The sequence below is a fragment of the Streptomyces sp. NPDC026301 genome (assembly GCF_055567935.1).
In genome coordinates this window covers 111670-124626 of the sequence record NZ_JBVHPN010000001.1, presented here as the reverse complement: position 1 = coordinate 124626, position 12957 = coordinate 111670, and the positions used below count along the sequence as shown (strand labels likewise).

10 protein-coding genes are annotated in these 12957 nt (G+C 72.4%); 5 read left to right on the top strand and 5 right to left on the bottom strand.

Features of this window, described 5'->3' with window-relative positions:
* Window positions 1-3 precede the first annotated feature (3 nt).
* From ACZ4MH_RS00550 to ACZ4MH_RS00540, 3 genes are all read left to right on the top strand, one after another.
* Entirely contained in the window at window positions 4-759 is a 756-nt protein-coding gene (locus ACZ4MH_RS00550; protein WP_351586649.1) for an IclR family transcriptional regulator, read from the top strand.
* A 118-nt stretch (window positions 760-877) separates the two neighbouring features.
* The gene (locus ACZ4MH_RS00545) at window positions 878-1828 is read left to right on the top strand and encodes a PDR/VanB family oxidoreductase (protein WP_351586651.1); all 951 of its coding nucleotides are present in this window, start codon (window positions 878-880) and stop codon (window positions 1826-1828) included.
* Window positions 1829-1842: 14 nt separating this feature from the next.
* Window positions 1843-3051, top strand: coding sequence for a cytochrome P450 (locus tag ACZ4MH_RS00540; RefSeq protein ID WP_351586653.1), 1209 nt, complete (start codon window positions 1843-1845; stop codon window positions 3049-3051).
* Between the two features lie 24 nt (window positions 3052-3075).
* Here the strand turns inward: ACZ4MH_RS00540 and ACZ4MH_RS00535 are convergent, their stop codons facing one another.
* The gene (locus tag ACZ4MH_RS00535; RefSeq protein ID WP_351586655.1) at window positions 3076-3966 is read right to left on the bottom strand and encodes an LLM class F420-dependent oxidoreductase; all 891 of its coding nucleotides are present in this window, start codon (window positions 3964-3966) and stop codon (window positions 3076-3078) included.
* 223 nt (window positions 3967-4189) lie between these two features.
* Between ACZ4MH_RS00535 and ACZ4MH_RS00530 the strand changes: the two genes are divergently transcribed.
* Both ACZ4MH_RS00530 and ACZ4MH_RS00525 read left to right on the top strand, forming a co-directional pair.
* The gene (locus ACZ4MH_RS00530) at window positions 4190-5668 is read left to right on the top strand and encodes an aldehyde dehydrogenase family protein (protein ID WP_351586657.1); all 1479 of its coding nucleotides are present in this window, start codon (window positions 4190-4192) and stop codon (window positions 5666-5668) included.
* 100 nt (window positions 5669-5768) lie between these two features.
* Entirely contained in the window at window positions 5769-7214 is a 1446-nt protein-coding gene (locus ACZ4MH_RS00525; RefSeq protein WP_351586659.1) for a glyceraldehyde-3-phosphate dehydrogenase, read from the top strand.
* 100 nt (window positions 7215-7314) lie between these two features.
* Here the strand turns inward: ACZ4MH_RS00525 and ACZ4MH_RS00520 are convergent, their stop codons facing one another.
* The 4 genes from ACZ4MH_RS00520 to ACZ4MH_RS00505 all read right to left on the bottom strand — a co-directional run bounded on the left by ACZ4MH_RS00520 (window position 7315) and on the right by ACZ4MH_RS00505 (window position 12925).
* Window positions 7315-8460, bottom strand: coding sequence for a TIGR03364 family FAD-dependent oxidoreductase (locus ACZ4MH_RS00520; protein WP_351586661.1), 1146 nt, complete (start codon window positions 8458-8460; stop codon window positions 7315-7317).
* Window positions 8461-8515: 55 nt separating this feature from the next.
* Complete coding sequence (locus ACZ4MH_RS00515) at window positions 8516-9868, bottom strand: MFS transporter (RefSeq protein ID WP_351586663.1); 1353 nt, start codon at window positions 9866-9868, stop codon at window positions 8516-8518.
* Window positions 9869-10000: 132 nt separating this feature from the next.
* The gene (gene phnA, locus ACZ4MH_RS00510; protein ID WP_351586665.1) at window positions 10001-11269 is read right to left on the bottom strand and encodes a phosphonoacetate hydrolase; all 1269 of its coding nucleotides are present in this window, start codon (window positions 11267-11269) and stop codon (window positions 10001-10003) included.
* A gap of 168 nt (window positions 11270-11437) precedes the next feature.
* A complete protein-coding gene (locus tag ACZ4MH_RS00505) occupies window positions 11438-12925 on the bottom strand; it encodes an APC family permease (RefSeq protein WP_351586667.1) in 1488 nt (495 codons plus the stop codon).
* Between the last annotated feature and the right edge of the window lie 32 nt (window positions 12926-12957).

Sequence of the window (12957 nt, the reverse complement as noted above, 5' to 3'; positions counted from 1 at the left end):
CGGATGGCCAGGTCGTCCAGCGGTGAATCGCTCCTCACCAGGGCCGTGCGCATCTTCGAGGCCTTCGGCCCGGAGGCCACGGCGCTGACCGTGACCGAGATCGGCCGCCGCGCCCGGCTGCCGCGCGCCACGGCGGGCCGCCTCGTCGAGGAGCTGGTGCAGCACGGGCTGCTGCGCCGCGACGGGCGGCGCCGGGTACGCATCGGCGTCCGCTTCTGGGAGCTGGCGCAGCGCGCCTCGCCGACGCTGACCCTGCGCGAGGCGGCCATGCCGTTCATGGCCGACCTGCACGCCGTCATCGGCCACTCCACCCAGCTCGGCGTCCTCGATGGCGCTGAAGTGCTCTTCGTCGAACGGCTCACCGCGCCCGGCGCGGTCGTCAACATCACCAGGATCGCCGGCCGGCTCCCGCTGCACGCTTCGTCCACCGGCCTCGTCCTCCTCGCGCACGCCCCGGCGGACTTCCAGGAACGGGTACTCGGCGGCCCGCTGCCCGCCTACACCGGCCACACCCTCACCGACGCCAGGGTTCTGCGCGCCACGCTCGCGGAGATCAGGCGCTGCGGCCACGCGTTGTGCGCCGGACACCTCCACGAGGACGCGGCCGGCGTCGCCGTCCCCGTACGCGGCCCCGGCGGCCGGGTGGCTGCCGCCCTCGGCTGCGTCGTCCCCAACGACGACACGGCCCACTCCCCGATCCGCCCCCTCCAACTGGCCGCCCGCGCCGTGGAACGAACCCTGGCGGGGCCGACGCGCTGAGGGCCCGAATCGGACCGGGCGGTCGGCCAACGCCCGTAAAACGCCCATTCAATGGGAACCGGTCTCGTCGGCTCCTCTCTCCACGGCGCATCCTCTGCGCATCGAAGAGAGGAGCACGATGAGCCCCGCTCACTCCCTGATCAGTCTGCGCGTGGCGGAGAAGACGCGCGCCGCCGATGGTGTCGTGACGCTGACGCTCCGGCACCCCGAAGGCCGCCGGCTGCCGGACTGGACGCCCGGCGCCCATATCGACCTCGTCCTGCCCGGCGGCCGCACGCGCCAGTACTCGCTGTGCGGCGACCGCTGGGATCCCTACCAGTACCGCATCGGCGTGCTCCGCGAGCCCGCCGGGCGCGGCGGCTCCGCCTGCGTCCACGACGAGCTCGCGGCAGGCGACACGGTCGCGGTCGGCGGTCCGCGCAACAACTTCCCGCTCGCGCCGTCCGAGCGGTATCTCTTCCTCGCCGGCGGCATCGGCATCACCCCGCTCCTGCCGATGATCCACCAGGCACAGCTCACCGGCACCCCCTGGCGGCTCCTTTACGGCGGCCGGACCCGCGCCACCATGGCGTTCACCGGTGAACTGGCCGCGTACGGCGACGCGGTCACCCTTGTACCGCAGGACACGCACGGCCCGCTCGACCTGGCCGCCGCGCTGCCCCGCCCGGACGGGCGAACCAAGGTCTACTGCTGCGGGCCGCCCGGGCTGCTCGACGCGGTGGAACGGCTGTGCACCGGCTGGCCGACCGGCCTGCTGCGCACCGAACGCTTCGTCCCCCGGGAGCAGGCGCCCGTACGCGACGCGCCCTTCGAGGTACGGCTGCGGCGCTCGGGCCTGACCGTCACCGTCACACCGGACCGCACCGTCCTCGAAGCCGTACGGGCCGCCGGCGTCGCCGTGCTCTCCTCGTGCGGCCGCGGCACCTGCGGCACGTGCGAGACCACGGTGCTGGCCGGCGTGCCCGACCACCGCGACGCTCTCCTCGACGACGCCGAACGGGCGCGCGGGGACGCCATGTTCCCGTGCGTCTCGCGCGCCTGCTCCGACCGCCTCGACCTGGACCTGTGAGGGGAGAAGGAACCATGACCGTCACTCAGCCGCTGCCGCGCACCGACGCCGATCCCTTCGGCCGGGACGTCCTCGCGGACCCCACCGCCTTCCACGCCTGGCTGCGGGACGCCGGGCCGCTCGTCCACCTCACGAAGTACGACGTCTACGCGATGGGCCGCTACGACGACGTGCACGCCGCCCTCACCGACTGGCAGGGATTCCAGTCGGCGGCCGGCGTGGGGCTGAGCAACTTCCGGTACGAGCCGCCCTGGCGCCCGCCGAGCCTGCTCCTCGAAGCCGACCCGCCCCACCACGACGCACCCCGCGCCGTCCTGAGCCGGGTGCTCGGCCCCCGGGCGCTGCGCCGGCTGCGCGAGGCCTGGCACGCCGACGCCCGGCGGCTGGTCGACGAGGTGCTGGCGGGGGCCGCGGGCGCCCGCGAGCTGGACGCGGTGCCCGCGCTCGCCCAGGCCTTCCCGCTGCGGGTGTTCCCCGACGCGGTGGGCCTGCCCAAGGACGGGCGCGCGCACCTGCTGCCGTACGGCGACCACCTCTTCAACTCCTTCGGCCCGGACAACGACCTGGTCCGCGCGGGCGCCGGCGCCATCGGCCGGCACGCCGCCTGGGTCGACGGGCAGTGCCGGCGCGAGGCGCTGGACGACACCGGCTTCGGCGCGGCGATCTGGGCCGCGGCGGACCGCGGCGACATCACGCACGACCAGGCGCCGCGCATCGTCCGTTCCCTCCTCTCGGCGGGCGTCGACACGACCGTGCACGCGCTCGCCGCCGTACTGCACGCCGTCGCGACCCACCCCGGCGCGTGGGAGCGGCTGCGCGCGGAGCCGGGCGCCGCGCGGATCGCGTTCGACGAGGCGGTCCGCTGGGAGTCGCCCGTACAGACCTTCTTCCGTACGGCCACGGCGGACCTGGGCATCGGCGGGGCCGTCATCCCGGACGGCAAGAAGATCCTGATGTTCCTCGGTGCAGCGAACCGGGACCCGCGGCGCTGGACGGACCCCGACCGCTTCGACGTGGCGCGCGACCCCTCGGGCCACGTCGGGTTCGGCATGGGGCTCCACCAGTGCGTCGGCCAGCACGTCGCCCGCCTGGAGGCCGAGGCCCTGCTCACCGCGCTCGCCGAACGCGTCGCCCGGATCGAGCCGGCGGGCCCGCCGCGCCGGCACCTGAACAACACGCTGCGGGCGTGGGAGTCGCTGCCGTTGCGGCTCGTGGTGCGCTGACCCCGTGCACGCGGGCCCGGAGGCTCAGCTGCCCCGCAGCTCCTCGATGACCGGGGCGAACGTCTCCAGGGCCGCGTCCAGCACCGTGACGTAGGAGAAGCCGTACCGCTCCCGGCGCTCGCGGAGCTGGTCGGCGATCTGCCGGACCGTGCCGAACAGCAGCGTCGGCGCGTCCAGCAGCTGCTCCTCGTCCAGGCCGATGTCCTGCGCGGCGAACTCACGGGCCGCCGCCCTGCGGTCACCGGTGATCACCACGCGCTGTACGAGGATGTTCCGCTCGGCCGGCTCCGCGCGGTCCGCCGCGGCCTCCGCGTACCGGGCGACCGTCGCGTCCATCTGCTCGGCGGAGGCCAGCTCCAGCGTGCCCTCCGGCTTCCCGGGCGCCTGCCGGCCGCCCTGGAACGCCGCGATCTGCACGTGCCGCGCCGTCAGCCGCATCATCCGTGGGCCGTTGCCGCCGATCAGCAGCGGCGGCCGGGGCGTCTGCACGGCGTGCGGGACGTGCTCCGGGTCGCCCAGCAGCCGGTCCAGCTCCTCGATCGTGCGGGTCAGGTGGTCCACCCGCTCGCCAGGACCGCCCCAGGGCAGCCCCGCCGACTCGTGCTCGGCACGCACGTACCCGGTGCCCAGACCCAGTTCGAGGCGGCCGCCCGTGAGCGCGTCGGTGGTGGCCACCTCGCGGGCCAGCAGCGCCGGGTTCCAGAAGCCGGTGTTCAGTACGAACGTGCCCACCCGCGGCCGCTCGGTGGCCTCGGCCGCCGCCACCAGCGCGGGGAAGGGGGCCGGCATGCCCAGATGGTCCGGTACGAGCAGCACGTCGTAGCCGGCCGCCTCCGCCCTGCGGCACTTGGCGCGCCACTCACCGCCCGAGGCGATCGCGAGCGTATTGACACCGAAACGGAACGGCCGGGTCATCGAGCCTCCTGAGGTCAGGGATCTGTCCGTGATCTGTCCGTACGCACGGCACCGCGCGGCGCGCGGCAGGGTGCCAGCCGCGCCCGCCGCCACGGTGCCAGATAGGGGAGCGCTATCGGGGGCATTGCCAATTCCCGGATGGTGCGGCGACCTTCGCTGGGACAGCCTGGCGGCAGCCCAGTGGCGACAGTTGTCCGGCGAATGTCCGGCGAAGGGACGAGGCATGGCAGACGTATCGGGGCGGCAGCCCCTCGCGGCACATCACCTGCTGAACTTCATCGACGGTCGGTGGAGCCCGGCCGAATCGGGGCAGACCCGTACGAACATCAACCCGGCCGACCTGAGCGATCAGCTCGGCGAGTTCGCCGAGTCCGGCGGCGTCGACGTGGACCGCGCGGCCGACGCCGCGGCCGCGGCCCTGCCCGCCTGGCGCGCCATGGGCCCCATTCGCCGCGCGGCGATCCTCGCCGAGGCGGGCCGCCTCCTCACCGAGCGCGCCGAGGAATTCGCCCGCGCCATCACCCGCGAACAGGGCAAGCTCCTCGGCGAGGCCCGCGGCGAGGTGGCCCGCTCCCGCGCCGTACTGGACTTCACCGTGGGCCAGGCGCGGCTGCTCGGCGGCGTCACCGCGCCCGCCGAGGAGGACCGCACGTTCGCGTACACCTTCCGGCGCCCCATCGGCGTCGTCGGGCTGGTCTCGCCGTGGAACTTCCCGCTCGCCATCCCCATGTGGAAGGTCGCCCCGGCCCTGCTCTCCGGCTGCACGGCCGTCTTCAAGCCCTCGCCGCTCACCCCGCTCACCGCGGCCCTGCTCACCGAGGTGTTCCACGAGGCAGGACTGCCCGACGGAGTACTCAACCTCGTGCAGGGCGATGTCGCGGCGGGCGAGGCGCTGGTCGCGAACCCGGCCGTGGCCGGCATCAGCTTCACCGGCTCGCTGCCCGTCGGCACCGCCATCCACACCGGCGGCGCCCACCGGCTGCTCCGTACGCAGCTGGAGCTGGGCGGCAAGAACGCGGTGATCGTACTGGACGACGCGGACCTGGACGGCGCCGTGAACGCCGTCGTGCACGGCGCGTTCGGGCAGGCCGGGCAGCGGTGCAGCGCCACCAGCCGGGCCGTCGTCGACGTCCGGGTGCGGGACGCCTTCCTGGACCGGCTGGTGGCCCGGGTGGCGGGCATGAAGGTCGGCCCGGGCGACGATCCCGCCTCGCAGATCTGCCCCGTGGTGAACACCGCGCGGCTGGACGCGGCGCTGGCGGCCGTCGCCGGGGCGCAGCGGGACGGCGGCAAGGTGCTGTGCGGCGGCGGCCGGGCGACCGGGGAGGGCCTGCCGGACGGCTGCTACGTCCAGCCCACCGTGATCCGCGACGTGCCCTGGGACAGCGAGCTGGCCCAGGAGGAGGTCTTCGGGCCGGTGCTCGCCGTCGTCGACGCGGACGGCTTCGACGACGCCATGCGGATCTCGAACTCGGTCAAGTACGGCATGTCCGGCACGATCTTCACCGCCTCGCAGTCCCGCGCCTTCGAGGCCATCGAGCGCTTCGAGGCCGGGATGCTGCACGTGAACCGCCCGGGCGTGGGCGCGTACGCGCACCTCCCGCACGTCGGCGCGAAGGCGTCCCAGTACGGCCCGCCGGAGTGCTCGCCGCAGGTGTGGGACTTCTACACGGAGTGGCACTCCGCCTGCATTAGCTACTAGGCGGCTGCGGGGCAGGAGTGCCCAGGGGGACCGGTGAAAAGATCAGAAGAAGAGGGGTTTATCATGTGAGCACCGCCTAGCTCGATCGAGAGATAAGCCTGTGACTGTCAACGACGACTCGTTCACCAACTGGAAGAACCGCGAGGAGATCGCGGAGTCGATGATCCCGATCATCGGGAAGCTGCACCGGGAGCGGGACGTCACCGTCCTCCTCCACAGCCGCTCCTTGGTGAACAAGTCGGTGGTCAGCATCCTCAAGACTCATCGGTTCGCCCGGCAGATCGCCGGAGTGGAGCTCTCGGTCACCGAGACGCTGCCGTTCCTGCAGGCCCTCACCACGCTCGACCTCGGCCCCTCCCAGATCGACATCGGCCGGCTCGCCGAGACCTACGCCGCGGACGACCGGGGTCTGTCGGTGGAGGCGTTCACCGCCGAGGCCGTCGCCGGTGCCACGGGCGCCAACAAGATCGAGTGCCGCGAGGGACGCGACGTCGTCCTCTACGGCTTCGGCCGCATCGGCCGCCTCGTCGCCCGTCTGCTCATCGAGAAGGCCGGCTCCGGCAACGGCCTGCGGCTGCGGGCCATCGTCGTCCGCGGCGGCGGTGACCAGGACATCGTCAAGCGCGCCTCGCTGCTGCGCCGCGACTCCATCCACGGCCAGTTCCAGGGCACGATCACCGTTGACGAGGCGAACAGCACGATCATCGCCAATGGCAACGAGATCAAGGTGATCTACGCCAACGACCCCTCCGAGGTCGACTACACGGCGTACGGCATCAAGGACGCCATCCTCATCGACAACACCGGCAAGTGGCGCGACCGCGAGGGCCTGTCCTCGCACCTGCGCCCCGGCGTCGAGAAGGTCGTCCTGACCGCCCCGGGCAAGGGCGACGTCCCGAACATCGTCCACGGCGTCAACCACGACACCATCAAGCCGGACGAGCAGATCCTGTCCTGCGCGTCCTGCACCACCAACGCCATCGTCCCGCCGCTGAAGGCGATGGAGGACGAGTACGGCGTCGTGCGCGGCCACGTGGAGACCGTCCACTCGTTCACCAACGACCAGAACCTGCTGGACAACTACCACAAGTCCGAGCGCCGCGGCCGCTCCGCGCCGCTCAACATGGTCATCACCGAGACCGGCGCCGCCTCCGCCGTCGCCAAGGCGCTGCCCGACCTCAAGGCGAAGATCACCGGCAGCTCGATCCGCGTCCCGGTCCCGGACGTCTCGATCGCGATCCTCAACCTGCAGCTCGCCCGCGAGACCACCCGCGAGGAAGTCCTCGATCACCTCCGCGAGGTGTCGCTGACCTCGCCGCTGCGCCGCCAGATCGACTTCACCAGCGCCCCCGACGCGGTCTCCAACGACTTCATCGGCTCGCGGCACGCCTCGATCGTCGACGCCGGCGCCACCAAGGTCGAGGGCGACAACGCGATCCTCTACCTCTGGTACGACAACGAGTTCGGCTACTCCAGCCAGGTCATCCGCGTCGTCCAGCACGTCTCCGGGGTGGAGTACCCGACCTACCCGGCCCCGGCTGTCTGATCCCGACGGGACCGTACGGTCCACGGCGCACGCACGGAGCGGGCCCGGCGGAGGATTCCGCCGGGCCCGCCCGCGTACCCGCTCAGCGCGGTACGGCCGCTCAGCGCGCCGCGACGTTCTCCTCCGCCAGCCCGAAGGACAGCGTCATCCCGGCCCCGCCGACGCCGTTGACCACGGTCACGCCCGGCTCCGGGTCGACCACCAGCTCCGTGCGGCCGTCGCGCAGGGACGGGTAGAAGCCGGACCAGCGTTCGGTGATCGTGGTGTCCGGGAGCCGGGCGAAGCCCGCCAGGTACGCCATGATCGCCGCGTTGATCTCCTCGCTCTCGAACGGGTCGTGGGTCGTGGCGTACGCATGGCTGTCGCCGATCGTCAGCCGCCCGTCCGCCGTCTGCGACAGCAGTACGTGGATGCCGTTGTCCCGGTGGAACGGCAGCTCGGCCCGCATCCGCGCGTCCAGCGCGGCGCGCGCCGCCAGGTCCTCGAACGCCGCGTAGTGCAGCAGCGTCAGCCCACCGCACAGCATCGGACCCAGCTGCCACCCGCCGGGCTGCACGCCCGTCCGCAGCATCTGCAGCTTGCAGCGGACCAGCCCGCTCGCCGCGAACACCTCCGGGTACAGCGTCTCGAAGTCGTTGCCGCTGCAGACGAAGACCCGGTCCACCCGCCAGTCGCCGGCCGTGGTCGACACCGTCGGCATACCGATACCGCGCACCGTCGCGCCGAAGCGCACGTCCACGCCGTACTCCTCGGCCAGGTGCGCCGCGACCGCCGGGATCGCGTGCCGCGGGTCGACGTTCAGCTCCGTCGGGCTCCACATCGCGGCCAGCAGTCCGTCCGGACGCGCGGCGTGGCTGCGCGCCACCGCCTCCTTGGCGGACAGCATCTCCGTACCGCGCTCCCGGGCCGCCGGCGTGGTCGCGACGAACTCCTCCAGCACCGCGGCCTCGTCGGGGCGGTGCGCCAGGTGCAGCGAGCCGGTCGGCGCCGCCCACAGCCCGGTCTTGGTCGCCACCTCCAGCCAGATCTCGCGGCTGCGCAGGGCGCGCTCGTACACCGCGCCGCGCTGCTGGCCCACCGCCCAGATCATGCCGAAGTTGCGGATGGACGCGCCGACGGAGTGGTCGTCGCGCTCGAAGACGACGACGCGGTCGCCGCGCTTGGCGGCCGCGAGGGCGTGCGCCAGTCCGACGATGCCGCCGCCGACGACGGCGGTGTCGGCCCGGTGGGTGGCACGGTTCGCCATGAGTGATCCCCTCTCAGTGGTGGTGCACTGTGGATGGACCTGCGAGAAGCGTGGCTCAGGAAGCCGCGGCCGGTACGCGGTTCCACTGCGGCAGCAGCAGGAGACCGGCCAGCAGCGCGGCGCCCGCGAAGCCGTAGAAGAGTGCGGTGCCGGAGAGGAAGCCGGGCAGCAGGCCGCCGAGGATGGCGCCCACCGAGCCGCAGCCGTTGACCAGCCCCGCGGCCGTGCCCGCGCCGCCGGCGCTGCCGAAGTCCACCGCCGCGACACAGCTGATCATCGCGTCCGCCGCGTACACGGCCAGCCCGATCACCGCCAGCACCGCGATCATCACCGCCGCGTTGCCGGTCGCCGTCAGCGGCATGAACAGCGCCAGTACCACCGTCAGCAGGCCCAGCGCCAGGACGCACGGCGGCACCCGGCGGGACCGGAAGACGGTGTCGGAGACCCAGCCGATCAGGATCGGCGCGAGGACGCCCGCGACCCCGAACGCCACCGGGATGAGCGTGGCGCCCACGTTGCCGACCTCCGGCAGCCGCCGGCTGACGATCACCGGGCCCCACAGCAGGATCGCGTACCGGGCCGGCTTGAGCAGGAAGTACGCGGCGCCCAGCGTCAGCACCATGCGGTCGCGCAACGCTTCTTTGTAGAGGACCAGGGCGGGTTGGCGGGGCGCTGCCGACGCCTGGTCGCCCGCCGCGGACTCCTCCTCCGTACGGTTCGGGTCCGGCAGCCCCACGTCCTGCGGGGTGTTCCGCTGGAACACCAGGAACAGCACCAGTACGACGGCGAGCGTCGCCGCGCCCGCGAGGAACGCCGCGTGCCAGCTGTCGAAGACCTCGTACGCCCACCAGCCCAGGAACGGCGGCGCCGCGAGCCCGCCGAACGCGTAGTTGCTGCTCCAGATGCCGAGCACCCGGCCCCGCTCGCGCACCGTGAAGAAGCTGCCCATGTTCTTGCACAGCGGCGCCCAGCCCGTCGACTGCGCCAGCCCCTGGAGCACCATCGCCCCGCCGAACACCAGCACGGCGCTGCTGACTCCCATCGCGCACGCGGCGAGCACCGCGCCGACCATGCCGCCGGCGACCACCACCCGCGGCCCGAAGCGGTCGGCCCACATGCCCCACAGGAACTGCCCGGCCGCGTACGCCGCGAGGTACACCGCGTCCAGCACGCCGAGCACCTGCTCGGTCAGCACCCCGCTCACCAGAGGATCGTCCAGGATGCCGAGCTTGGCGACCGAGAACGCCTGGCGGACGAAGTAGAAGCCCGCGTACGCGAGCCAGGTGACCGCGAAGATCCGCCGGCGCCAGCGGGTCATCCCCTTCAGCGCCTCCCGCGTGCTGAGCACGCCTCCCGGCGGCTGCTCGGGTGGCTGTGGCGGTACGGACTGCGGTGCGAGGTCGGCCATGGCGTGTCCTGTCCCTCGGCCTGGATTCGGGCATGACGGGGCCCCGGCGCGCGCCTCGGCGGCACGCCGGGGCCGGGTGGTGCGTCCGTATGGGGGGTGGGTCGTCCGTAAGAGGGGTGGGCTGACAGTGGGTCAGGCGGTGAGCGGCACTCCCGCCGCCACCGACGTGCCCACCCAGTAACTGTCGAAGTTACGCAGCCGGTGGCCCTGGGGGACCGGCCCGACCCGCGCGTTCACCAGGAACGGCACGCATTGTTCGGTCAGTCCGCCGTGCGAGCGCAGCGGCTCCTTGAAGCCGGAGATGTCGTGCCGAGCGGGCGTCGTGCCCAGTACCGTGTTGCGCTCGGCGATGACGACCAGTTCGCCGATGCGGTCGCCCGGCAGCTCGAAGCGGACGCGGGCCCGCTCCCGGCCCATCACCTCGGACACGCCGTCGAGGCGGGCGAGTTCGGCGCGGAGCGCGTCGGCATCCGCGCCCTGCGGCAGGTGCACCGTCGCGTACGAGCCGAGCGCGCCGTGGTGCACGGTGTACGGGTCGGTGATGGGCAGCACGACCCGTGCCGCGCCCGCGCCGAGCCGTGCGTCCAACTCGTCCTGCAGGAACACCACTTGAGCGTCCCCGTCGCCATCGCTCTTGGCGTTCATCCCATGATCTGCGGTGACGACCAGCACGGCGCCGAGTGCGTCGATCCGCGCGAAATAGCCGTCCAGCATGGCGTAGAAGTCGTTGGCGACGGGAGAGCCGGGCGCGTGCTTGTGCTGGATGTAGTCCGTCAGCGACAGATACGTCAGCTCCGGGCGGTCCCGCTCCAGCACGTCCACGCCCGCCGCCATCACCAGCTCGCTCAGCTCGGCGCTGTAGACCGACGGCAGTGGCATGCCGACCCGCTCCAGCACCTTCTCGATGCCGTTGTCCTGTTGCGTGACGCGGTCGGCCTTCTCGGCCGAGAAGCAGATGCCGTCCTTGAGGCCCTTGCCCAGCAGCCGGCGCAGCTTGTCCTTGGCGGTGATCACCGCGACCTTGGCGCCGGCCTGCGAGAACTCCGCGAACAACGTCGGCGCCCGCAGCAGCTCGGGGTCGTTCATCATGACCTCGGCGTCGGCGGCCGGGTCGTAGAAGTAATTGCCGCAGATCCCGTGCACCGACGGCGGCACCCCGGTCGCGATCGACAGATTGTTGGGATTGGTGAAGGACGGCATCGTGCAGTCCGCGCGCAGATCGCTGCCGTCCCGCAGCATCCGCTCCAGGAACGGCATCCGGCCGTCGGCGATGGCCCGCTCGTGATAGGCGTCCTCGCTGCCGTCGATGCACACCACGACGACGGGCCGGGCGGGCCAGGCGTAGCCGCGCCCGTTGACGGTCAGCCGCTCGGTCCGCCGCTCGGCACCAGCTTCCTTCATGTGCGGTTCCACCCCTGAGGTCGAAGTCGGCGGCCGGTCGCGCCGCCCTGCCCCACCAGAGAACACCGCGACGCCCCGCGGCAGAACCACCGGAATTCCTATACCGCTCATAACCCGACGCGGCGGCCGCCCCCGGTGGACCGGGGACGGCCGCCGCGTCGGACCGGTTCAGCCGCGCTCGCGCCCGCCTCGCAGGCCGAGAACGCCCACGGCCAGCAGCAGGACCACCGTGCCCAGGGTGAAGGTCTCGAAGGTGGCGCGGGAGACGCCCCAGGTGTCGGCGAAGTCGTAGTGCAGGCCGACGAGGTGCTCCAGGGTGCCGGGGAACAGTGCCACCCAGGAGCCGAGCACGATCCAGGCGTAGACGAGCGACGCGTACACCAGGAAGCCGCGGGTGCCGAACGGCACTTCGTACGGGCGGGGTACTTCCGCGCGGCGGAGGCGCAGCCGGATCAGGGACGGGACGATCACAAGGTACGACAGCAGCAGTGTGGTGATCGCGACCGTCAGGACGACGCCGAAGACCGCGGCGGCGTCCCCGGACGCCAGGTGCATCGCGGCGACCATGAAGAGCGTCGCGGTGATCCCGGAGAGCAGGTTCATACGGACGGGCGTGCCCAGCCGCTCGTGGAACGCGCCCAGGCCCCGGCTGAAGAACCCGCCGTCGGCCGCCGTCATCGCCTGCATCCGGTCGCTGACGATCATCCACGCACTGCCCTGCGTGAGCAGCGCGAAGACGAACAGCACGGCGGCCGTCGTCAGCAGCGGCCCGCTCCAGCCCCCGTACACGCCGAAGACCAGCCGCGCCGCGTCCATGAACCCGCCGATGCCCGTCACCTGCCCGGCCGGCGCCGCCGAGAGGATCGCCAGTACGGGAATCAGATAGCAGCACGTCGCGATCAGCCCGGAGATCCCGATGGAGACCGGGACGTCCCGCTGCGGATCGTGCATCTCGTCGCCCGCCGCGTTCGGCGCCTCGAAGCCGACATACGCGAAGAGCAGCACCGGCACCAGACCCAGGAAGCCGACCGCGGAGGGGGCGAAGGAGGCGTGGTCCAGGCCGTGGAAACCGTGCTCGACGCCGTACGCCACGGCCGTGCCGGAGAAGACGGCGAGCGCCAGCACCTTCGCCGCCGCGCCCGCCGTCGTGATCCACTTGCCACGCCGCAGCGACACGATCGCGGTGAGGATCGCCGCCCAGATGAACAGCAGCTTGAAGGCGTAGTCGGCCACCGTCCCGGAGCCGAGCGGGGAGACGAAGCCGTCCCAGGACTCGGCGGCCACGAAGACCAGCGAACCGCCGAGCCACACCGGATTGGTGACCCAGTAGAACAGGGTGGTGAGCGCCGCGGCGGTACGCCCGAACGCCAGCTTCACCCAGACGTACGGGCCGCCCTCCTGCGGAAAAGCCGCCCCCGTCTCGGCGAAGACCAGCGCGTACGGCAGCAGGAAGCCCACCGCGATCGCGGCGATCCAGGTGACGGCCTCGCCCCCGCCCGCGGCGATCTGCCCCAGCACGTCGAAGGAGATGACGGCCGCCACACCCATCGCCATGATGTCGAACCGGCGCAGGCTGCGGTGCAGATGGGGGACGGTCTCAGGGGCAGGCGGAGGAGGTGGTGGTGCGGGTGCGGATCTGGTGGGTGGTACGGACACGGCAGTGCGCCCTTCCAGTCGTGGCCGGTTGC

Excerpts from the sequence above, each read along its gene's own strand:
- ACZ4MH_RS00550 (WP_351586649.1), top strand. The coding sequence starts at position 4 with ATGGCCAGGTCGTCCAGCGGTGAATCGCTCCTCACCAGGGCCGTGCGC.
- ACZ4MH_RS00545 (WP_351586651.1), top strand. The coding sequence starts at position 878 with ATGAGCCCCGCTCACTCCCTGATCAGTCTGCGCGTGGCGGAGAAGACG.
- ACZ4MH_RS00540 (WP_351586653.1), top strand. The coding sequence starts at position 1,843 with ATGACCGTCACTCAGCCGCTGCCGCGCACCGACGCCGATCCCTTCGGC.
- ACZ4MH_RS00535 (WP_351586655.1), bottom strand. The coding sequence starts at position 3,966 with ATGACCCGGCCGTTCCGTTTCGGTGTCAATACGCTCGCGATCGCCTCG.
- ACZ4MH_RS00530 (WP_351586657.1), top strand. The coding sequence starts at position 4,190 with ATGGCAGACGTATCGGGGCGGCAGCCCCTCGCGGCACATCACCTGCTG.
- ACZ4MH_RS00520 (WP_351586661.1), bottom strand. The coding sequence starts at position 8,460 with ATGGCGAACCGTGCCACCCACCGGGCCGACACCGCCGTCGTCGGCGGC.
- ACZ4MH_RS00515 (WP_351586663.1), bottom strand. The coding sequence starts at position 9,868 with ATGGCCGACCTCGCACCGCAGTCCGTACCGCCACAGCCACCCGAGCAG.
- phnA (WP_351586665.1), bottom strand. The coding sequence starts at position 11,269 with ATGAAGGAAGCTGGTGCCGAGCGGCGGACCGAGCGGCTGACCGTCAAC.